The sequence below is a fragment of the Thermoleptolyngbya sp. C42_A2020_037 genome, from assembly GCF_015272455.1.
Taxonomy (GTDB): Bacteria; Cyanobacteriota; Cyanobacteriia; order Elainellales; family Elainellaceae; genus Thermoleptolyngbya.
Window position 1 is genome coordinate 14,711 of the sequence record NZ_JACYLP010000050.1, and the last position, 20,488, is coordinate 35,198.

At 55.5% G+C, this 20,488-nt stretch carries 17 protein-coding genes; 9 read left to right on the top strand and 8 right to left on the bottom strand.

What is annotated here, in order from left to right:
- The first annotated feature begins 478 nt into the window (after window positions 1-478).
- The 3 genes from glmM to IGS16_RS18335 all read left to right on the top strand — a co-directional run bounded on the left by glmM (window position 479) and on the right by IGS16_RS18335 (window position 4,273).
- Window positions 479-1,936, top strand: a complete 1,458-nt coding sequence (gene glmM, locus IGS16_RS18325; RefSeq protein ID WP_297087910.1) for a phosphoglucosamine mutase — start codon at window positions 479-481, stop codon at window positions 1,934-1,936.
- 182 nt (window positions 1,937-2,118) lie between these two features.
- Window positions 2,119-3,351 (top strand): DUF445 family protein, encoded by a 1,233-nt coding sequence (locus IGS16_RS18330; protein ID WP_297087912.1) that lies wholly within the window; start codon window positions 2,119-2,121, stop codon window positions 3,349-3,351.
- Between the two features lie 367 nt (window positions 3,352-3,718).
- Window positions 3,719-4,273 (top strand): hypothetical protein, encoded by a 555-nt coding sequence (locus tag IGS16_RS18335; protein ID WP_297087914.1) that lies wholly within the window; start codon window positions 3,719-3,721, stop codon window positions 4,271-4,273.
- 906 nt (window positions 4,274-5,179) lie between these two features.
- Here the strand turns inward: IGS16_RS18335 and IGS16_RS18340 are convergent.
- Entirely contained in the window at window positions 5,180-5,572 is a 393-nt protein-coding gene (locus IGS16_RS18340) for a hypothetical protein (RefSeq protein ID WP_297087916.1), read from the bottom strand.
- Window positions 5,573-5,974: 402 nt separating this feature from the next.
- On the opposite strand from IGS16_RS18340, the gene IGS16_RS18345 reads away from it, so the two are divergent.
- Window positions 5,975-7,273, top strand: coding sequence for a D-alanyl-D-alanine carboxypeptidase (locus IGS16_RS18345; RefSeq protein WP_297087918.1), 1,299 nt, complete (start codon window positions 5,975-5,977; stop codon window positions 7,271-7,273).
- A 97-nt stretch (window positions 7,274-7,370) separates the two neighbouring features.
- Here the strand turns inward: IGS16_RS18345 and lptC are convergent, their stop codons facing one another.
- The 3 genes from lptC to metG all read right to left on the bottom strand — a co-directional run bounded on the left by lptC (window position 7,371) and on the right by metG (window position 11,252).
- Window positions 7,371-8,507: an LPS export ABC transporter periplasmic protein LptC gene (gene lptC / locus IGS16_RS18350; protein WP_297087920.1), complete on the bottom strand. Its 1,137-nt coding sequence runs from the start codon at window positions 8,505-8,507 to the stop codon at window positions 7,371-7,373.
- A gap of 212 nt (window positions 8,508-8,719) precedes the next feature.
- A complete protein-coding gene (locus IGS16_RS18355; RefSeq protein ID WP_068507431.1) occupies window positions 8,720-9,328 on the bottom strand; it encodes an NYN domain-containing protein in 609 nt (202 codons plus the stop codon).
- Window positions 9,329-9,650: 322 nt separating this feature from the next.
- Window positions 9,651-11,252, bottom strand: coding sequence for a methionine--tRNA ligase (gene metG, locus IGS16_RS18360; RefSeq protein WP_297087922.1), 1,602 nt, complete (start codon window positions 11,250-11,252; stop codon window positions 9,651-9,653).
- A gap of 394 nt (window positions 11,253-11,646) precedes the next feature.
- Between metG and IGS16_RS18365 the strand changes: the two genes are divergently transcribed.
- Entirely contained in the window at window positions 11,647-12,087 is a 441-nt protein-coding gene (locus IGS16_RS18365; RefSeq protein ID WP_172358182.1) for a VOC family protein, read from the top strand.
- Window positions 12,088-12,117: 30 nt separating this feature from the next.
- Here IGS16_RS18365 and IGS16_RS18370 read toward each other — a convergent pair whose 3' ends face one another.
- Together IGS16_RS18370 and IGS16_RS18375 are read right to left on the bottom strand one after the other, a co-directional pair.
- The gene (locus IGS16_RS18370; protein ID WP_297087924.1) at window positions 12,118-12,675 is read right to left on the bottom strand and encodes a glutathione S-transferase family protein; all 558 of its coding nucleotides are present in this window, start codon (window positions 12,673-12,675) and stop codon (window positions 12,118-12,120) included.
- Window positions 12,676-12,720: 45 nt separating this feature from the next.
- The gene (locus IGS16_RS18375; protein ID WP_297087925.1) at window positions 12,721-13,083 is read right to left on the bottom strand and encodes a cupin domain-containing protein; all 363 of its coding nucleotides are present in this window, start codon (window positions 13,081-13,083) and stop codon (window positions 12,721-12,723) included.
- 148 nt (window positions 13,084-13,231) lie between these two features.
- Between IGS16_RS18375 and hemL the strand changes: the two genes are divergently transcribed.
- Window positions 13,232-14,533 carry a glutamate-1-semialdehyde 2,1-aminomutase gene (gene hemL / locus IGS16_RS18380; protein WP_297087926.1) on the top strand — a complete coding sequence of 434 codons (1,302 nt, stop codon included), beginning with the start codon at window positions 13,232-13,234 and terminating at the stop codon, window positions 14,531-14,533.
- Between the two features lie 345 nt (window positions 14,534-14,878).
- On the top strand, window positions 14,879-15,271 hold the full coding sequence (locus tag IGS16_RS18385; protein ID WP_297087927.1) for an SH3 domain-containing protein: 393 nt from the start codon (window positions 14,879-14,881) through the stop codon (window positions 15,269-15,271).
- A gap of 7 nt (window positions 15,272-15,278) precedes the next feature.
- On the opposite strand, the gene IGS16_RS18390 is transcribed toward IGS16_RS18385, so the two are convergent.
- Both IGS16_RS18390 and IGS16_RS18395 read right to left on the bottom strand, forming a co-directional pair.
- A complete protein-coding gene (locus IGS16_RS18390; RefSeq protein WP_297087929.1) occupies window positions 15,279-16,268 on the bottom strand; it encodes a retropepsin-like aspartic protease in 990 nt (329 codons plus the stop codon).
- A 112-nt stretch (window positions 16,269-16,380) separates the two neighbouring features.
- On the bottom strand, window positions 16,381-17,505 hold the full coding sequence (locus IGS16_RS18395; protein WP_297087931.1) for a site-2 protease family protein: 1,125 nt from the start codon (window positions 17,503-17,505) through the stop codon (window positions 16,381-16,383).
- 329 nt (window positions 17,506-17,834) lie between these two features.
- Here IGS16_RS18395 and IGS16_RS18400 point away from each other — a divergent pair, with 329 nt between their 5' ends.
- Together IGS16_RS18400 and IGS16_RS18405 are read left to right on the top strand one after the other, a co-directional pair.
- Complete coding sequence (locus IGS16_RS18400) at window positions 17,835-18,488, top strand: HAD-IA family hydrolase (protein ID WP_297087933.1); 654 nt, start codon at window positions 17,835-17,837, stop codon at window positions 18,486-18,488.
- Between the two features lie 159 nt (window positions 18,489-18,647).
- On the top strand, window positions 18,648-20,282 hold the full coding sequence (locus IGS16_RS18405; RefSeq protein WP_297087934.1) for an ATP-dependent DNA ligase: 1,635 nt from the start codon (window positions 18,648-18,650) through the stop codon (window positions 20,280-20,282).
- Window positions 20,283-20,488 lie beyond the last annotated feature (206 nt).

Sequence of the window (20,488 nt, forward strand, 5' to 3'; positions counted from 1 at the left end):
CGATCGCCTTTGGCCTTATCTTAAACAGCCCTGCCAAAATCCGAAACCACGCACCGCAAAACATCCCCAAGGAAGTCCCTGAGCAGAAGTTGTTGATCGAAGCTGGCAAGTCTGACTTATAACAGGAGCCAAGAGGTTGGGAGAAGAAGGAAACAAAGAAGAGGGAAAAGGGTAAGGAGATCCAGTTTTCGTTCTTCGTTCTTCCTTCTTCGTTCTTCCTTCTTCCTTCTTCCTTCTTCCTTCTTCCTTGCCTAGTAATGATGTTTCGTTTTTCCGTTTTCGCTTTTTCCGTCTCCCCCCAAAACCCTCCGGACGCCCCCAACCCGCCACCGCAAAGTACTACACGCCCTTGCTCGAAAAATCTGTCTTCAGAGTCATCAACCTATCGAAACATCTGTCAATAGGTATTTAATCTTCTTAACCAACAAAGTGCTATTCTCCTCATGTGTGTGGAGTGATTTTTCTGGAGTGCTAGGTTATGGTCGTTTCTCCTGTATGGTCGGGGTTGTCTCGCCTTGCGGATCGCGTTCCAGCAAGCGGACGGGCGGTTGATGAGTTTTGGAGTCCCCTTGCGCTACCGGCGGGCAAGCTGTTTGGCACAGACGGAATTCGCGGACGGGCGGGGGATTTGCTGACGGCTCCACTGGCGTTTCAGGTTGGCTACCGAGCAGGGCAAGTGCTGAAAACGTCCGAGGCGGGCCCGATGATTTTGGGACAAGATTCGCGCAACTCTAGCGATATGCTGTCGGCAGCGCTGTCGGCGGGGCTGGCCTCCGCAGGGCTGGAGGTGTGGAACCTGGGCCTGTGCCCGACTCCGGCGGTGGCCTATCTGGCTAGCACGCTAGGGGCGACGGGCGGCGTGATGATTTCCGCCAGCCACAACCCGCCCGAAGACAACGGCATCAAGTTTTTTAGCAGCCAGGGGGCAAAGCTGGCTCCAGAATTGCAAGCCCAAATCGAATCGGCGCTGCGATCGCCCCTGGAAAGCACCCCTGCTCTGACGAATACGGGCCTGTGCTGCGATCGCCCAGAACTGCTACAAGATTACGTTGCATCCCTACATCAGCCCTTCCAACCCCAAGACAGCCTCGCAGGGCTAAAAATTGTGCTGGATCTGGCCTGGGGCGCAGCAGCAAACCTGGGTGAACGGGTATTCCGCGAAATGGGCGCTGAGGTGATTTGCCTGCACGATGCCCCCGATGGCGATCGCATCAACGTCAACTGCGGCTCGACCCATCTGGCTTCTCTCAAGGCTGCGGTTCTAGAGCATCAGGCCGACATGGGCTTTGCCTTTGATGGCGATGCCGATCGGATGATGGCCGTAGACAGCCAGGGGCGTGTTATTGATGGCGATTACGTCCTGTTTCTCTGGGGTAACGCGCTGCGTCAGGCAGGACAACTGCCCAGTGACACGCTGATTTCCACCGTGATGGCAAATCTAGGCTTTGAGCGGGCCTGGGAAGCGCAGGGCGGAACCCTGGTGAGAACTGCCGTGGGCGACCAGTATGTTCACGCTGAAATGGTGAAGCGGGGCGCAAAGCTAGGCGGTGAGCAGTCGGGTCATATTCTTTGCCCGCATTATTCGGTGTCGGGTGACGGAATGCTGACGGCGCTGCACCTAGCGGCATTGGTGAAGCAGTCGGGCTTGTCGCTAGCAGACCTGCGCGATCAGAGTTTCCAGACCTATCCGCAACTGCTGCGGAATGTGCGCGTGGAAGACCGCGATCGCCGTCTGAACTGGCACACCTGCGAACCGCTGCAACGGGCGATCGCCCTGGCAGAATCCGACATGGGCGATCGCGGTCGCATCCTCGTCCGCGCCTCGGGCACCGAACCCGTCATCCGCGTCATGGTAGAAGCCGCCCACGCTGACTTGGTAGACCACTGGACAGCACACCTGGTTTCTGTCGTAGAAACACACCTAGTGAGCCATTAGGTCAAAATACAGGAAAAAGCTTCCAGGGGCAGAGGTAAATTTTAGAGGCGTGGAAACCACGGCTGTCCTCCAGAGCCGTACCACCTCCTCGCCTACTGCCCCCCCAAACCTGGCACCTGCCCCTTAGAAAGCGGTATCGTCGAAATTGGCAGACCAGTCCTCACCCTGCCACGCGGTATCTGTTGAATCTCCAGTCTCTTATCATCCTCGTTGCACCTCCCATTCTTGGCGGCATCATTGGCTATTTCACCAATGACATCGCCATCAAAATGCTGTTTCGTCCCTACAAGCCCATCTACATCGGTGGACGGCGACTACCCTTCACGCCGGGGCTGATTCCGGCAAACCAGGAGCGGCTGGCGCAGCGCATTTCCAACGCCATTCTCGGATCGCTGCTAACCCCAGAAGAACTGCAAAACATTGCTCGGCGGCTGCTGCAACCAGAGCGCGTGCAAGCAGCGATTCAGTGGCTCCTGTCGCTCACCCTGACCCAGATTCAGCAGGGCAATGAGCAGCGCACGGTCAAAATTGTCTCCAATATTCTGCACGATCTGGTGGGGCAGTCATTGCCCCGCACGATCAAGGTGCTAGCACGGCGCGAAGATTTTCTAGAAGCCCAGCTCAATCAGCTATTTGACCAAGTATTGCTGGAGTTTCAGTTTTCTCAGTCGCAGGCCGAGCAGCTTTCCAAATGGATGCTGGAGGCAGTGCTGCCCCCAGACGTGCTGCGCCAGGGCGTAATTGACTTCCTCACCGATCGGAATATTCAGATCATCGACGAAAGCTTTCGGTCAAAAACCAGCGGCACCTACTGGGTCGTGGCTAACCTGTTTGGCGTGCGAAATGCGCTAGTGCGCCTGCGAACCCACTGCTTGGATGAACCCGATGCCAGCAATGCAGTGATTAAGGAACTCATCCGCACGCTGAATATTCAGGATCGGCTGCGGGAAGTGCTGCAAAATCTATCGCTGCAAAACCTGCCCGTGGCCACTGTGCGCCAGTTGCGCCGGACGCTGCGCGACAACTTCCGCCACTATTTGCAAACCCAGGGCGAAGAGTTGCTGATGGGGCTGAGCAATTCGGTCGATTGGGATAAGGTGGCGGGGTTACTGGTAAACCGACTGCGGGCCTCGGAAGCGGTGAACAGTTCGCTGGAACCTGTGAGCAAGGAACTGGCCCTGGTCTTGGAACGCTATCTGGAGCGGGATCTAGAGGCGATCGTAAAACAGGCAATTCCCATCTTGAACCTAGAGCAGGTCATCATGGATCGCGTCAAAGCCACCTCGCCACAAAACCTGGAAGCCGCCATCCAGGGCATCGTGAAAAGTGAACTCCAGGGCATCGTGAACCTGGGCGGCATTTTGGGTGTGGTTGTGGGGCTGATGCAGACGGTGTTTGTGCTGCTGACGCGCTAGCCAGGAACGAATCGGGAAGCTTTTCAGGAATCCGTTTGTCCAATTCAGAACAGTCTTCAGGATAGTCCTGAGGACAGAGATACACCACCAAATTACATTCCTCAGGACTGTCTGCTGGACAAGCTAGTGGACAAGTTAGTGGAAAAAGTTTGGCATAGCTTTGGCCCGCTTCACGCACGACTTCAGGATCAGGTTATACACCTGTAGAATCCTTGCCTCACCTGAATTACGCTGATTATTTCGCCTTTTGCTCCCGGCCCTGTTCCTCTGTCCTTTGCCATAGCAGACTTTCTTTAGGACTTTTCATAGGACGGAATCATACGCGATACTGAGAGGATAGTCTTCAGGACTGTCCAGAGGAAAGCAGATGAATGGCGGCGAAATCGATCGAATCCCAGTCAATCAACTGATGCAGCGATATGGACTGGTCAAAAGCGCTGTCTACAAACGGCTGAACGATCTGGGCATTGATCCTCAAAAGGTCGGTAATAAGTCCTATGTCAATGCCGAACAATTGCGCCTGCTCGACGACTTGCACCAGTTCATCAAATCTGGCGGCACGATGCCCGAATTTCTGGAAAGCCGGGGCATTCAGCCTGCCCAAAACTTGTCTTCTGGAGATTCCTCAGGACTGTCTAAAGTACAACCCGACATGATTAATCTGGTGTCGGCGATCGCCGCTCAGTTTGCTAATCGCCTCCAACCACCTCCAGACCCCCTCGCCTATTACCAAAAGCTGGAAGACGCAGCGCGAAACGGCTGGCTGATGCGAACCTCCGAGATCGCTGATCTACTAGATTTGTCAATTTCGGAAATGCAGTATTATGGCGATCGCTTTTCAGAAGCCGGATTTACGTTTACCAAGTCGGGATATCGAGCGGGTGGAGAAATTGCCTGGAAAGTCTCGAAAGAGCGAAGTTGAGTACGGTTAGCAAAATTAGACAGCTAAACCGTTAAACCGTTATGAAAGTCATCAGGCCCCTTTGCGTCATACGTAGAAGCCTGTAAAATAAAAAAGCCAGCGGTCAGGCTGGCTCAACTTTGCATATTCAATACACTCGATTTTTTCGATTGTTCGTTCTTTCTTTTTCTTGGGTGATGTTGGTGTTCGCACTGGCATCACCTTAGTTTTTGGCACAGCTTTGGGCTGAGGGTTGACCAAGGTGATGGGCTATCAGTTGCTCTGGCATTTGTCCGCCAGCGGAAGCTCGACCCACCAGTGGGGGCTGATCTTCCTGAACCCTTTAGCCTTTTCTGTCACAGGACTTACGCACTTGCGATATGGTTCTTGGGTTTTGGAGGATTTCTCGCGGGCTGCGCCGACAAGAAATCGCCCAACTGCGTAACTCCCACTGTCAGTTAAAACTATAGCATGTCCTGAGGACAGTCCTGAGGACTTTTAGAACTTTCCTAAATACTTTCCTAAATACTTTCCTAAATACTTTCCTCAGGACTTTCCCCACAGACTTTGACGCAATTCTGTCCTCAGAAAAGTCCTGAGGATAGTCCTTAGGACTCCCTGAAAAATGAGTAAACGCCTGCTGAGAGATTTCCCACGATCTAGTTCTCAGGCTGGTTCCCAGGAAAGTCCTCAAGACAACAAGACTTTCCTAAAATCGTTTCGGCGAACTTTTCTAAAAATCGTCCTGCGAGGCTCAATGGCAGGAGTGTTTGCAGGACAGTCCTGAGAACACAGCAGTATTTCCAGAGGTGATGCCGCAAACTTTTTTACGAAGTTTCCCTGCACATCTTGGCAATAAATCGTCCTCAGAAAAGTCTTGAGGATAGTCCTCAGGACTGTTTTGTGACTATGCTGTGGGGACGCAGGCTAACTGCCTTGCTGACGAAGCCGCTCCAGTTCTGCCCGCATCGCAGAAATTTGCTCGGTCAGGTCTTTCAAGTCTGCCTGAATATCAGGCGGGGCCACAGGCACACCGCCAGTCGAGGCGGTTGGGCTGCTGGAAGAGCCAGATGGGCCGCTCCAGGAAGCCCCTGCTGGACGCTGCGCCATCAGGTTATCCAAAAAGGCGCGGGCCTCTTGCTCCGTCACTTCGCCTTTGGCGGCCAGATCGTCTGCCAGCCCGCTGGGGTCAGTCCGCAGCCGTGCCAGGGTTTCTTCGCGCCGCTGGCTGTCTTGAATCGTTTCAGCCAGCGTGCTGGCGGCTCCTAGAGTAACGCGAAAGCCTTTTTGTAGCCCTTGCAAAATTTCGTCGGGGTTCATGAGTTCAGTTCCCAAGTATCAGTTCCCAAGTGTCAGTCCGGGTGCTAATCATTGATCCGGCGCAGGCCCGGCTTCACTCACGTTACAACACCTGCCTAAAATCGCCAAATGGGTTCCTGAGTTCTTCCCAAATGCCTGAATCATAATGAATCCAATAACGCCCCGTAACACTCAGACGCTGATTGCTTAAGATACTAAGGAGTACCGTTCAGACGGTCTTCAAGCGCCATTCACAACTGCAATTTACAGGGGTAGGCTGTGCGAGTCAGCATTTTGCGAGAGGGTCTGCAAAATCGCCGCAACTATTGTTCAGCAATCAATTGGTCAGCAATCGGGCAATCTGACCGCCGGAACGTGCAAGGTGACACTAGATGGCTGTTGGCCCTGCTGTGTTGCTTGAGTATGGGGCTATTTCCTGCCGAGGTGCTGGCAGCAGAGCCGAACTCCGCTGAACCCATGCGGGTGGTGGACTGGGCGGGCTGGAAAGACGGCAGTTGGCTGGAGGCGCTGGTGCAGCCGCAGCTCGTGCAAGATCCAACGGCGATCGCCGCCCTTCGTCAACACCTGCTGGCCCTGGAGGCGATGGGAATGCCCGCCAGCGCTCAGGGGATATGGGTGCAGTCGGGCAGCCAAATCTTGAGCGAACATAAGGGGCTGGAGCCGATTCCAGCCGCTTCGCTGACCAAAATTCCGACCACGTTGGCGGCGCTTAAAACCTGGGGTACGTCGCATACGTTCAATACCACCGCGGGCGTGACGGGGCCCATCGAAAATGGCGTGGTGCGCGGCGATCTGGTGATTCAGGGCGGCGGCGATCCGCTGTTTGTGTGGGAAGAGGCGATCGCTCTGGGAAATGCATTAGAACAGCGGGGCATCCGGCGGGTTGAGGGAAACTTGGTTATTACAGGCGACTTTGCCATGAACTTCAAAGGCGATCCCCAAACGGCCGGGGCGCTCCTGCGGCAGGGGATCAACGCTGACCTGTGGACAGGCGAAGCGCAGACCCAATATACCCAGCTTCCACCCGGCACGCCCCAGCCCCGCGTGGCGATCGCTGGTGAGGTGGTTAGCCTGGCCCAGCCGCCTGTCTTTACGCCCGTGCTGCAACGCCGCTCCCTCAGCCTGGTGCAGGTATTGAAGGCAATGAATATTTTCAGCAACAACTTCATTGCCGACTCAGTGGCGCAACAGCTTGGCGGTGGCTCGGCGGTGGCTCGAACGGCAGCAGCGGCAGCAAACGTACCCGCCAGCGAAATTCGGCTGATCAACGGCTCTGGGCTGGGCGAAGAAAACCAGATTTCTCCCCGCGCTGTGGTGGCGATGCTGACGGCAACCCAGCGATCGCTCCAGGCAGAGGGACTCAGCGTGTCTGACCTGTTTCCCGTTGTCGGGCGCGAACGAGGAACCCTGGGCGATCGCCGCATTACGGCTGGCACACCAGTTAAAACGGGCACGCTCGATCGGGTCAGTTCGCTGGCGGGGGCCCTGCCGACGCGCGATCGCGGCGTAGTGTGGTTCGCCATTATCGACATTGGCACAGCCGACTTGGGCAGCGTCCGCGCCGAGCAAGACCGCCTGCTGCAAGCGCTCATCAGCCAGTGGGGAGAAGCGAATCCTGTTCCCGCAGAAATTCAGCCGAGCGATCGCCTGCCCATCTATCAACAGCAGTTAGGCGACCCAGCGCGAAACGTGCCGCTGTAGTCCGCGTATTAGAGGATAGAAACAAAGAAGTTTCGTTCTTCGCTCTTCGTTCTTCGTTCTTCCTTCTTCCTTCTTTCTTCCCGCCTTCCCCCTCACCTCAAAGCCCTTCAGGAATAATCTCTGTCACTACGCGCCCGCCACTCACGGTCACGGTCTGCCGCTCGAGCTTGCCGACGGCACGGGGCCCCCGCATGGTGACAGGTGGATCGGTCTGGCGATAGTCCACATCTCCCTCGGCAACGACTTCGCGGCTGCGGATATTCCAGTCCAGTCGGTTGGCATTGAGTTGGGCCTGGTTGCGCTGCCCCACAGCGCGGACGTTTCCTGTGAGCGTCGCCGTTTGCGGCCCCAGGTTAAACCGTCCAGCATTCGCCGCCAGGGTCACTTGCTCCTGCCGCTGAATCACCGTCACGGGCTGATCGGTACTCAGCACTTCCTGCGGCACATTCCACACCAGGGAATTGCTGCTAATTTGTAGCGGCGGTTCGCTGGTGACGATGCGAGCGCTATTGGTCAGGGTCAGCACGTTGGTTTGCAGGTTCAAATTGCCCTGGTTGCCCTGGGCCACATCGCTCACCTGCTGGTTCAAGAACCGGGTCACTTGCAGCGGGCGATCGCTCACCACCTGTTCTCGCTGCATCAACCACACGAGTCGCTCCGCCTTCAGTTGCAGCACGGGATCAGTCGTCGTCGCAGTGACTTGCCCGCTCAGTTCCATCCGGCGTTCTTTGTTGAAAATTTGCGCCTGGTCTGCGGCGATTTGAATCTGCGGGTGGGTTCCCGTCAGGTCTTTGCGAAGAATCAACAGGCTGCGATTCGGAATCCACTCCAGTTCCTGCGCCTTCAGCACCGCTTTGCTTTCCAGATCGATTGCCTCGATGTCGCCCCGCAGGAAAATCTTCTCGCCATTTTGCAGAATTTCACCCGACTGCGCCTTTACTCGATAGGCCGCTTTTCCATCCTGATATAGCTCGCCTTCGGGCAGGGTCAACCTGGCAATTTGCTTGTCTTCGCTATAGGTCGCCTGCTTAGCCGTAATCCGCCAGACCGTGTTGCCCTGTTCGTCTGCCTGATCCAGCGTAATGTTGTTGAAGGTCAGGTTGGTATCGATTTGCTGAACCGCAGCGCTATCCCGCGCCAGCCGCTCCGAGGCGCGGTTTCTAGGCTGGCAAGCCGTCAACCCGACCATCAACCCTGCGGTCAGCAAAGCCCAGATAGAGATAAAACGAGGCATCAAAGTCACCCAATCTTTACCCAACTCGAAGCATCAGGGGCGATCGCCCAGCCAGGAGAACCGCTTCAGGGTTCTGAATCTGGCCCAGCCTCTACCTTAGACGACGGCCGGCCGCTGTTGCTCCTGCGAGTAGACAGATTTTGCGCGATCCGCTGGTTCAATCTCCACCATCCACCAGGGTTGCTGACAAACCCCTAACTGCATCCAAGCGTCTATTCTGACTCTTGCTCGTCTGCCAGCCCAATGCCCGACAGCGGACGATAGGTATAGTTATGTCGAGGCGTTTTCTGGATGTCTTCTTTGATAGAGTCCAGATCAATATAGCGGTCAGCCACGTTAATCAGGCTATCGCTGGTCATTGAGCGCAGACTGACCACCTCCACCCGCACGCCCCGATAGCTCACCGCATCCACGGCATAGGCCAGGTCGCCGTCACCACTGACCAGCACCGCCGTATCATAGGCCCCCACTAGCGCCATCATGTCTACGGCAATTTCCACGTCCAGATTGGCTTTTTTGGAACCATCCGGCAGTTGCACCAAGTCTTTGGAAATCACGCGATAGCCATTGCGCCGCATCCACAGCAAAAAGCCCTGCTGCTTCTCATTTGTGCGGTCTACACCAGTGTAGAAGAACGACCGCAGCAGCCGAGAGCCAGCCGTGAGGCGGCAGAGCAACTTGGTGTAGTCAATTTCAATGCCGAGTTGCAGCGCGGCATAAAACAGATTAGACCCGTCGATAAAAATGGCCACACGGCCGCGATTTTCTAGCACCTGCTCTGGAGTAAACACTGCATCGCTCTCTGTATGGTGGCTTAGCATCACATTTAGCCTCTTAAAATTATTCTGTGTATTTTTCCCAAGGGATGTATTTTCAAAGGTTCCGAAGGGTTTATTAAACGATTGATCCTTAGAAACAAGAAGAAAAGACAGTCTTTGAACGGTCAGTTGCGAAGTAAACAGAGTGCAACGTCAATCAAAATTGCATCGGACAAGATTTGAAGTTGAATCAGGTTGAACCAGGCAGCTTAAATCGGGCAGTTTGAGTCGAGTAGTTTGAGTCGGACAGACTGAAATTGGGCAGATCGAACCGGACAGATTGAACCAGGCGAATTGAATCGGGTCAACGTTCTTCAGGAAGCGGTTAGGAGGCTATCGGAAGCTCTAGACGCTGAAACACAGGCTGCGGCGCAGCAAGCGACTGTCCCGACGGCAGAGTGCCCCAGCGGGTGTGAGCCGAAAATGGGATCGAAGCCGCGATGAACGCCTCATCCAGTTGGTTAAAGTCCACCGCGTAGCCCAACTGCTGATAAATTCGGCTACTCAAGTCGGGCACGATAGGCGACAGCAAATAGGCAGAGAGTCGAACCGTTTCGAGAACAGTGTAGATGACCCGCTCAGCAGCAGCTTGATTGCCCTGTTTGAAGAGCGACCAGGGCGCTTGTTCGTCTACGTACTTGTTGCTGGCACGCACGACAGACAACACCGCATTGCAGGCTTGGTCAAAGGCCAGGGTTTCGTAGGCTTGAGTGACGGTTTCCCCCAGGTCTTTTCCAAGTGCTTCAAAGGATTCGTCGAGCAGCGGGCGATCGCCCCCTCCTCCCGGAACCTTCCCCTCACAGTTCTTATGGGCAAGCTTCAAAACACGGTTCAGCAGGTTGCCCAGATCGTTTGCCAGGTCAGCATTCAGGATGTTAACAAACCGAGTTTCGCTGAAATCGCCATCGCGACCAAACTCAATTTCTTTGAGGAAATAGTAGCGAATTGCATCGGAATTGTAGCGCTGAACCAAATCAAACGGATCGATGATATTACCGAGACTCTTGCTCATTTTTTGACCATCTTTGGTCAAGAAGCCGTGCCCAAAAACCCGCTGTGGCAGCGGCAGTCCTGCGGACATCAGCATAGCCGGCCAGTAAACGGCATGAAACCGCAAGATATCTTTACCGATCAGGTGCAGGCTAGCAGGCCACCACACCGCGTTTGCCAGTGTCGGCTCCTGGTCTGGCTCGACCGAGGCCGTCACATAGTTCAGCAGCGCGTCAAACCAGACGTAGATGGTGTGGCTGGGATCAACGGGCAGCGGAATGCCCCATTCCAAATTGACGCGAGAAATGGAGAAATCCTGTAGTCCCTGGTTGACGAAGCTCAGCACTTCATTGCGGCGGCTTTCGGGCTGAATGAAGTCGGGCTGAGACTCGTAGAGTGTTTCCAGCGCAGCCTGATATTTTGACAGGCGGAAGAAATAGTTTTTCTCATCGCGCCACTCCACCTGTTTATTGGGGTGCAGCGGGCAGTGCTTCTCCGGCAGCAGATCGCGCTCTTCTTTGAACTCTTCGCAGGAGACGCAATACCAGCCCTGCTGCTGCCCCAGGTAGATGTCGCCTGCATCCCACACCCGCTGAAAAAACTCCTTGACGATCGCCTCATGGCGGGGGGCAGTGGTGCGAATGAAGCGGTCGTACTGAATGTTGAACTGTTCCCAGAGCGCAACAAACCCGGCGGCAATTTCATCGCAGTGAGACTGGGGCGATCGCCCCAGTGCCTCCGCCGTCCGCTGGATTTTCTGACCGTGCTCATCCGTACCCGTCACCATCAGCACCGCGTCGCCCTTCAGACGGTGGAACCGCGCCAAGACATCTGCGGCGATCGTAGTGTAGGCGCTCCCAATGTGGGGCAGGTCGTTTACGTAGTAGATCGGCGTAGTAACAACAAATTTGTTTTTTTCTTTAGAAAAAGAGGTCATGTATAGAATCCGAATTTCCAAAAACCGCGGCCCGACTCAACACCTTTCTGACCAACTCAATTTATGGCTCAGCCGTTCGTCAGGATCACGGTTCGAGGAGATGGTGATTGTAATAATCTAAACCGTCCTCTAACAAGGCGGCACAGAAAACCGGAATTATTGCGAAATTGATTATTGATGAAACACGGCTAAACGCATTGCATCAAAGCTTTACAATTCTATAACCTATTAATAGGCTAGCACTTTGAATTCATTTTTTGCGCGGCCTGTGTTAAGGCCAGTAGCGGCGCTGGAAACCCTTGAAACGTCTTAGCAAGAGATGGTCTTAATCCACAAAAACACTCAGGAACGCTATTTTGAGAAAAAGTCGTCCTGAAGACCTTGAGCAACCGCTATGTCCAAAACCCTGCCTCCGTCTGCGCTCCGACGAGTTCATCATGTCGCATTAAATGTTCACAGCATGGAGGCATCCCGACACTTCTACGGCACGATTTTAGGACTCCGTGAACTGCAAGGCAGTGACATTCCGGCTACGCTGATCGACCTAGTGGCGGCAGGCAAAGTGGCGAACTTCGTCACACCAGACGGCACGGTAATCGACCTGTTTTATGAACCCGATTTATCGCCGCCCAACCCCGATCCTCAGCGACAGTTTACCCGCGCAAATCACCTGGCCTTTGACATTGCGCCAGAGTTGTTTGATGAAGCGGTCGCTGTGCTGCGCGACAATGGAGTGCCCATCGACCACGGCCCTGTCTCTCGCCCAACGGGTCGCGGAATTTATTGCTATGACCCAGACGGATTTATGGTCGAAATCCGCTGCGACCCGCAGTAGGGATCGGCAGGATCAGGGCCAACAGCGGCACTACCCCCGCCCCATAATCGTGCGCTGGAATGGGGGGCGATCGCCCAAACGCTTCAGGTAAGCGGCGATCGCCGGATAGTCGGCATAGTCCTGCTTTAGCATCAGCATGGCATAGGCCAGGATAGAACCCACCGCAATGTCGGCGGCAGAAAGGCGATCGCCCACCAGCCACTCCCGCGCGGCAAGCTGGCTTTCCAACCCGCTCAGCAGGCGCGGCGTTTCGGCATCGCGTACCGCTTCTACAAACAGCCCCGTGCTGAGCGTGGAATTGGCAAACAGCACCCACTGCGCCACCCACGCCCGCTGCTCTGCCGTCAGCCCGGTATCGTGCCGATCGGACAAGTAGAGCAAAATCGCGCCCGACTCCCACAGCGCAAAGCCGTCTTCTACAATTGCGGGCACTTTGCCAAAGGGGTTAATAGCCAGATATTCGGGCTGGCGATGTTCTCCAGCTTGCATATCAAGCTGCACAAACTCGTAAGGCAGACCCAGTTCTTCCAGATACCATTTGACGATGGAGGCGCGGCTACGGGCCCCGCCGTAGAGTTTCAAAGCCATAGGATTCAGGTTGTTTCCATTTGCTAGCGTCGAGTGCATCAAGACTCACTCAAACACTACCTCATCTTCCACACGCCATGCCGGATCGACAATACAGAGAAACACCAGCGGCTCTGTGCCAACATTGTGAATAAACTGCCGCGCATTTGGCGGAATATAGACCGCATCGCCTGGTTCCACCTGCTGCACTTCGTCGCCAATATGCATTTCCCCCACCCCGCTGAGGATGTAATAGACCTCCGAAGTTCGCAGCGCGTGGGGCGTGGAGGTATCGCCGGGAGCGACGGTGGCGTGGGCCAGGCTATAGCGCAGGTCGATGGGCTGCTTGTCGGGATGCAGCAGTTCTCGCAGCAGCGTGCGATCGCCCGCGATAAACGCCTCACAGCTCATCAGCTTCCGAACCAGCATCTCATCACCTCAACGCCTGTCTTGAACTTTAACCCTACTCCACCACGTAGGATAATGAAATGTGCGGTGCGCCAGACGCCCCCCCTCCTCAAGCCAACCGGCGCAATCCCCTACAACATCCGTCCATAACGATACACAGGAGAAACCCTTGACCAGTACGACCAGCTTAAAAACAACCCGTTCAGAAGAAATCTTTGCCGCTGCCCAAAAGCTCATGCCCGGCGGGGTGAATTCGCCAGTTCGCGCCTTTAAGTCCGTCGGCGGTCAACCCCTCGTGATCGATCGTGTTAAAGACGCCTACATGTGGGACGTAGACGGCAACCGCTACATCGACTACATCGGCACTTGGGGGCCAGCCATCTGCGGTCATGCCCATCCTGAAGTCATCAAAGCCATCCAGGAAGCCGCCGAAAAGGGCACCAGCTTTGGCGCACCCTGCTATTTAGAAAACGTGCTGGCGGAAATGGTGATCGATGCGGTGCCCAGCATCGAAATGGTACGCTTTGTGAACTCTGGCACCGAAGCCTGCATGGCCGTGCTGCGGCTGATGCGAGCCTTCACCGGCCGCGAAAAGGTGATCAAGTTCGAGGGCTGCTATCACGGCCACGCCGATATGTTCCTGGTGAAAGCGGGTTCCGGCGTGGCCACGCTGGGTCTGCCCGACTCGCCTGGCGTGCCCAAGTCCACGACTGCGAATACCCTCACCGCTCCGTTTAATGATCTGGAAGCTGTGAAAGCCCTGTTTGCCGAAAATCCAGGCGAAATTGCCGGGGTCATTTTGGAACCTGTCGTTGGCAACGCAGGCTTTATTCCACCGGATGCGGGCTTTTTGGCAGGGCTGCGAGAAATCACCCGCGAACACGGCGCACTGCTGACATTTGATGAAGTGATGACGGGCTTCCGCATTTCCTACGGCGGCGCACAGGAGAAATTTGGCATCACACCCGACCTGACAACGCTGGGCAAGGTGATCGGCGGCGGGCTGCCCGTGGGGGCGTATGGTGGTCGGCGCGACATCATGCAAATGGTGGCCCCGGCAGGCCCGATGTATCAGGCGGGCACGCTGTCGGGCAACCCGCTAGCTATGACGGCGGGCATCAAGACGCTGGAACTGCTTCAGCGTCCAGGCACCTACGAATACCTGGAGCGCATCACCAAGAAACTATCCGACGGTCTGCTCCAGGCAGCAAAGGACACGGGACACGCAGCCTGTGGTGGCTCCATTAGCGCCATGTTCGGCTTCTTCTTTACCGCTGGCCCGGTGCATAACTACGAAGATGCCAAAAAATCTGACCTGCAAAAGTTTGGTCGCTTCCACCGGGGAATGCTGGAGCAGGGCGTATACCTGGCTCCGTCCCAGTTTGAGGCCGGCTTTACGTCTCTGGCTCATTCCGACGAAGACATCGACCAAACGATTCAGGCTGCCCGCACGGTGATGAGTTCGCTCTAGCCTTTGGTCACAGCTTACGCAGCAACACATTCCTCAGGCAGGGGCGATGACTTGGGGCGGGGTAGCTCGGAAAGTTCCGACCAAGCCTCGACTCGAAGCATCGCCCCCTAATCATTTGCAGTGGCTACGATTTAAGCGACTGGTTAAGCGACTGGTTCAATGGATAGTCCATGAAGCGTCCATCTGTTGCCCCCCAGAACTCCCCAAAACCCTGAGGCGCAGACTTTTCCGTAGATTCTCGACCCCATGCTTTACCCTCCGCAATCATTTCCGTAGTCCAACGCTACTGGCCTGCTGTCCATCCGCATAGCTTGGAAGGGATGTGATGAAGCATAACGTCGAGCTATGAAACACACTTTCTGGGTCGCATCCAGTCTGCTGCTTTCTACCCTGCTTCCCTCTATGCCTTTAGCACCAAAAGCTGCAAATGCAGATTTATCTGACGAACAAGCAGCAGAAGAGAGATGTGTGAGTTTTTTGCCAGGAATATCAAGGACAGGCGGCTTTCTAACTGGTCGCGATCTTGGTTCTCGTATAAACGTTCGTGCTGGTGCTGGAACCCACCATCTAGTAAGGCATCAGGCCCGTATTGGAGATGAAATTGATCAGCTATTGGATTGGGGAGTAGCTCCAGATGGTTCTTGCTGGTTCAAAGTACGCTTGACTCGTTCGGGGATTGTCGGCTGGGTCAGGAGTGATTTCGTTGACCTGATTCCCGAACCCCTCGACAATCTCTAAAGTGCTACTATCGGGCGCGGAATTCGACTTCATCCTGGCGGATGACGACATCGTGGTTGCCGAAAAAGTCATTGCCCAGGAGTCCGATGGTGAGGTCTGGGCCGGCGATCGCCACTGACACGTTCCGCGCCACCAAACCGCCTGCCTCCATCGAGTCGATGGTGCTGGTGGGAAACGTGACGTTTCGGGCATTGGCAGTATTAGCCGTAGCGGTACCTGTCGGGCGCAGGTTCAGGGCAGCCGCCATGCGCTGCGTGATTAGCGTGCCGCTGGCTCCCGTATCCAGGATCATCTCAAACGTCGGCCCGCCGTTGAACGTCACGCGGATCACGGGCGTTCCCCCAGCGCGGCGCACAATCGGCGTGCGGAAGCTGGCGGAGGCCGGAGGCGAATCGGCGATCGCCACGCTGGTCTGGGGTTCCGGAGATTGGTTTGCACCGGGCGAATTGGTCGGATTGCTCACCGGACTTTGAGCCAAAACAGGCGGAGGGCTGCTGCCACCTGCTGGACGGGGAGACGGCGGGGAACTGAAAATCACGCTGGCATCGGCTCCGGGGCTGCGGCTGGCCTGCTGCTGGGCGATCGCCAAATTGCGGCGATACTCCCTCAGTTTGCTCTGGGCGCTGGCGTGGTTGGGGCTGGTGGTAGGAACCTGCTGCATCAGTTGGATCGCCTGCTGCCAGCGGCTCACGGCCAGCCGCCAATCATCCTGCGACTGGGCCGCCTGGCTGATATTCACTGCACTAGCCGCCTGCTCTAGCGCCTGGGGATAGGGGTCAATGGGGGGTTGGGCAGCAGGAGCGGGGGATGCAGCGGGCACAGGGGTAGGAGGGGCGATCGCCACGGGTTCTGGACTGGGCGCAGGCTCCACCGAGTTCCCCGCGATGGAAGCACAGCCTGCACTCAATCCGGCTACAGCTAGTCCCCAACCCACGAATCGAAGTCTTTGCCGAAAGGATTGGGAACGGTGCTGGGGCGGACGATGAAATTTCTGCATGGTTCTACGACCCATGTACTGGAAAACATCTCTGCAAAACATCTCTGCAAGGCATCTCTGCAAGGCATCTCTGCAAGGCACTCCCGAACCCCTTATCTCAATCATCCCCAAATTAGGCAGGCTGAGCTTCAGATTTCTTTTGAAGCGCCATCAAAATCGACGACTTTTCCAGCAGACCCAGCACCGAACCATCTTCTGGTTTCACCACCGCCAGCGCGGGAACCTGCTCGCTCAGCAGGTCGATGACTTCCAGCAGCGGCGCGGTCGCAGGCACTGTCTGAACTCCTTCAGCAGCCTTCACCAGCGACTGCACCGACACATCCCACCAGTCGTTGGTGGGCACTTGCTTCATATCATCCACCCAGATTTCGCCTGCTAGCTTACCCGCTTCATCCGTGACCAGATATTTTTTCCAACTCACCGGATTGCCGATGATGTGATTGTTTGCAAACTCGCGCAGAGAGCTTTGGGCCGGCACAATCGGGCTATTGGGAATGACTGCATCGGCAGCGGTCAAGCCGCTCATGAGTTCTTGCACGCTGGCTGCCTGCGCCGATCGCCCGGCATTTTGCAGCAGGAAAAAGCCCACCAGCAGCGTCCACACGCTGCCAATATTCGTCAGCCCCAGCGTCGCCGCCAGCCCCAGCCCAATCCCCAGCCAGCCGAACACCTGACCGACGCGGCTGGCAAAGGCCAGACCCCGATAAGGTTTACCCGTAATCTTCCAGACAATCGCCTTTAGCACGTTGCCGCCATCCAGCGGCAGCCCCGGAATCATGTTAAACACAGCCAAGGCCAGGTTCACATAGGACAGCAGCGCCACCATCGCCGCCAGCGGCCCAGTAATACCGCTGAAGCTACCGATGGCGTGTAGCACGCCAAACAGAAACAGGCTCACCAAGGGCCCGGCGATCGCCACCCGAAACGACTCACCCGGCGTTTTCGACTCTTCGCCCAGGCTCGCCAGACCACCAAAGATAAACAGCGTGATGGACTTTACCTCTGTGCCCTGGCGCAGCGCCACCCAGCTATGCCCCAATTCATGGGCCAGCACTGACGCAAACAGCAGGAGCGCCGTCACTAGCCCCAGCACCCAGGCCAGCGGCCCCAGTTGGGGAAACTGATAGCTCAGCCAGCTTCCGTCATTCCACGTCACCAGCGCCAGCACCAAAAACCAGGACGGGTTGATATAAAAAGGAATGCCAAAAAGACTGCCGACTCGCAGGTTATTTTCCATCGTGCATCACCGTATGTAATGAGGGCCTAGTTAATGAGGGCTTATGAGGGCTTATGAATCTGCGGTTTTGCCTCTCTGTTTGACTCTCTGGAGTTTTGACTCTCTAGAGATTTAACCTTGCCATCGGGCGATCGCTCACCCCGCAGCTTATGATGAAGGTTCAGTTTCTAGTTTAAGTTGCTGTTAAGCTCACGCAGATCGCGCTCAGATTTGCCTAAGCTTTTGCTTAAACTTCTAATCTATCCCGGTTTCTTCCGATCCTAGCGACAGATTGCCCGACCATTCACCCATCTCAGGCGGTAATATCCACCCCTCCCGATTCGGCTCTTGTGAAAACCATCCTGTTTGACTTCGATGGCACCATTGCAGATTCCTTCGATGCGGTGCTGCAAATTACCAATCGACTCGCCCGCGAATTTGGCTACGAACCCGCCAGCCCCAGCGAGATCAAGCGACTGCAAAACCTGAGTTCGCGAGAGATTATTCGCCAATCCAATATCCCGATGTTTCGGCTGCCGCTGCTGCTGCGCCGCCTAAAGTTGGAAATGAGCCAGGAAATTAACCATCTCCAGCCCATCGCCGGAATTCAGGCAGCGCTGGTGCAGCTCCGGCAGCAGGGACATCGCCTGGGCATTGTTACGTCCAACACAGCCGATAACGTCGTCGCTTTTTTGCGAAATCATCAAATGGAAGGACTGTTTGACTACATTCAGCCTGGAGTCGCGCTGTTTGGCAAAGGGCGCAGCATCCGCCGTATTGCTCGCCAGCGTCAGCTTGATCCCGCTTCGATAGTTTACGTGGGCGACGAGACGCGGGATATTGAAGCGGCCCAGGCGATCGCCATTCCCGTCATTGCCGTGGGCTGGGGCTTCAATTCCACCGCTGCGCTGGCCGCCTGCAACCCCGATGCCCTGGTACATGAGCCGGGGGAACTGGTGACGGCGATCGCCCAGCTTGACCGGCAAGAATCGCAAGCACCATAATCCGTGGCATCATCCCAGCGGTGAGCCATTGCCCCCACAGACATCTCCACTCGGCGCGACTAACGGAAGACAAAGGGAAGACGGAGAGAATCGATAAACGCTTTACCTGGCTCTAGACTGGCAATCCAAAATCATCAATCTAAAATTCAAAATCAGTTGATGCAGCGGTTTACCCAGCTATTTCAGGAAATTGACGCGACGACCTCGACCAACGCCAAGGTTGCTGCGCTGCGGCGATATCTGCGCGAAGAGAGTGCTACAAATTCCGTCTGGGCGCTATATCTGCTGCTGGGAAAAACACGCAAGCGGCTGATTACCTCGCGGGTGCTGCGGGATATTTTTCTGCAAATTTCCGACATTCCCGAATGGCTGTTTGAAGACTGCTACGCGCAGGTCGGCGACTCGGCGGAGGTGATTGCGCTGCTGATGCAAAGCCACGCCAGCCTGCAATTAGCGACACCAACGACACCACAGGGCCAGACGGCAGAAAACCTGCCGCTGCACCTGTGGATGGAAGAGATGATTCCTCAGGCAAAGCAGGTCAAGTCAGAAGAAGACTTGAAAACGCTGGTGGTGTCGTGGTGGGCAGCGCTAAACCCGACGGGTGTGTTTGTGCTAAACAAGGTGCTGACGGGCGCATTTCGCATGGGCATGTCCGACCAGCTGGTGATTCGGGCGATCGCCCAGGAGTTTGACATTCCCGAACCCGTCATGGCGCATCGGCTGATGGGCGACTTTGAGCCAACGGTCGAGTTTTTTCAACATCTAACGCAGATTGAGGAGGCAGAAGCGCTGAGTTCGCCGACGCGCCCCTATCCGTTTTTTCTGGCATCGCCGCTCGAAGAAGATCGATTCGTCACAGAAGATTTTTCACGCTGGTGGGCCGAGTGGAAATGGGACGGCATCCGGGCGCAAATTATCCGCCGTGCAGGGCAGGTCTTTATCTGGTCACGCGGGGAAGATTTAGTCACCGATCAGTTTCCTGAACTGGCATCCTATTTTCTAACGCTACCCGACGGACTGGTGTTCGACGGTGAAATCCTATGCTGGGCAAATGGTCAGCCCCTTGGCTTTAACCATTTACAAAAGCGACTGGGACGAAAGCGCGTCACGCAAAAGATAATGCAGGAGAACCCAGTTCACTTCATCGCCTACGACCTGCTGGAATGTAAGGGCGAAGACATTCGTGACAAAGAACTGGGCGATCGCCGCACACTATTAGAATCTGTCTTGCAAGCTGCCGATCCAACTTTTGTCACACTATCCAGCAGCCTAATGTTCAGTTCAATGGATGAACTGCGATTGCTCCGGGAACGCTCCCGTGAATACGGTGCAGAGGGATTGGTGCTGAAGTTGATGAACAGCCCCTACCTGGTTGGACGAAAGCGCGGCTACTGGTGGAAATACAAAGTAGAGCCTATGACGCTGGATGCGGTGCTGATTTACGCACAGGCGGGCAGCGGAAAGCGGGCAAACCTGTTTACCGACTACACCTTTGCCCTGTGGCACGAGGGAACGCTGGTCTCCTTTGCGAAAGCTTATTCTGGGTTGGACAACGCCGAAATCGAAGCCCTCGACAAGTGGATTCGCAAGCACACGATCGAAAAGTTTGGCCCCGTGCGATCGGTCGAACCCGTGCAGGTGTTCGAGATTGGCTTTGAAGGCATCCTCCGCTCTACTCGCCACAAATCGGGCATTGCCGTCCGCTTTCCTCGCATCCTGCGCTGGCGCACCGACAAGCCCGCCGCCGAAGCCGACACACTAGAAGCCGCGTTTAAGCTATTAGAGTGTTAGGCAGCTGACCTTGGCTATCCATAGCATTTGTTCATAAAACCCTTATATTTTCTCCGAATGTTCACTTGGACAACTTGCCCAAGATTTGCCATGCTGAGAGCCAAGCACCCGGAGTCAATCAAACCTTGGTTATTCAAACCTTTGGTTATTAAGCAGAGGTGTTGAAAGATAGCTCAACATACAAAAAATGGGGGCAGAATGTAGTA

Coding starts and splice junctions, on each gene's coding strand:
- IGS16_RS18405 (WP_297087934.1), top strand. CDS start 18,648: ATGCAGCGGTTTACCCAGCTATTTCAGGAAATTGACGCGACGACCTCG.
- IGS16_RS18370 (WP_297087924.1), bottom strand. CDS start 12,675: ATGGCTTTGAAACTCTACGGCGGGGCCCGTAGCCGCGCCTCCATCGTC.
- IGS16_RS18345 (WP_297087918.1), top strand. CDS start 5,975: ATGGGGCTATTTCCTGCCGAGGTGCTGGCAGCAGAGCCGAACTCCGCT.
- IGS16_RS18365 (WP_172358182.1), top strand. CDS start 11,647: ATGTCCAAAACCCTGCCTCCGTCTGCGCTCCGACGAGTTCATCATGTC.
- IGS16_RS18355 (WP_068507431.1), bottom strand. CDS start 9,328: ATGCTAAGCCACCATACAGAGAGCGATGCAGTGTTTACTCCAGAGCAG.
- lptC (WP_297087920.1), bottom strand. CDS start 8,507: ATGCCTCGTTTTATCTCTATCTGGGCTTTGCTGACCGCAGGGTTGATG.
- metG (WP_297087922.1), bottom strand. CDS start 11,252: ATGACCTCTTTTTCTAAAGAAAAAAACAAATTTGTTGTTACTACGCCG.
- IGS16_RS18385 (WP_297087927.1), top strand. CDS start 14,879: ATGAAACACACTTTCTGGGTCGCATCCAGTCTGCTGCTTTCTACCCTG.
- IGS16_RS18390 (WP_297087929.1), bottom strand. CDS start 16,268: ATGCAGAAATTTCATCGTCCGCCCCAGCACCGTTCCCAATCCTTTCGG.
- IGS16_RS18375 (WP_297087925.1), bottom strand. CDS start 13,083: ATGCTGGTTCGGAAGCTGATGAGCTGTGAGGCGTTTATCGCGGGCGAT.
- IGS16_RS18335 (WP_297087914.1), top strand. CDS start 3,719: ATGAATGGCGGCGAAATCGATCGAATCCCAGTCAATCAACTGATGCAG.
- IGS16_RS18340 (WP_297087916.1), bottom strand. CDS start 5,572: ATGAACCCCGACGAAATTTTGCAAGGGCTACAAAAAGGCTTTCGCGTT.
- glmM (WP_297087910.1), top strand. CDS start 479: ATGGTCGTTTCTCCTGTATGGTCGGGGTTGTCTCGCCTTGCGGATCGC.
- IGS16_RS18395 (WP_297087931.1), bottom strand. CDS start 17,505: ATGGAAAATAACCTGCGAGTCGGCAGTCTTTTTGGCATTCCTTTTTAT.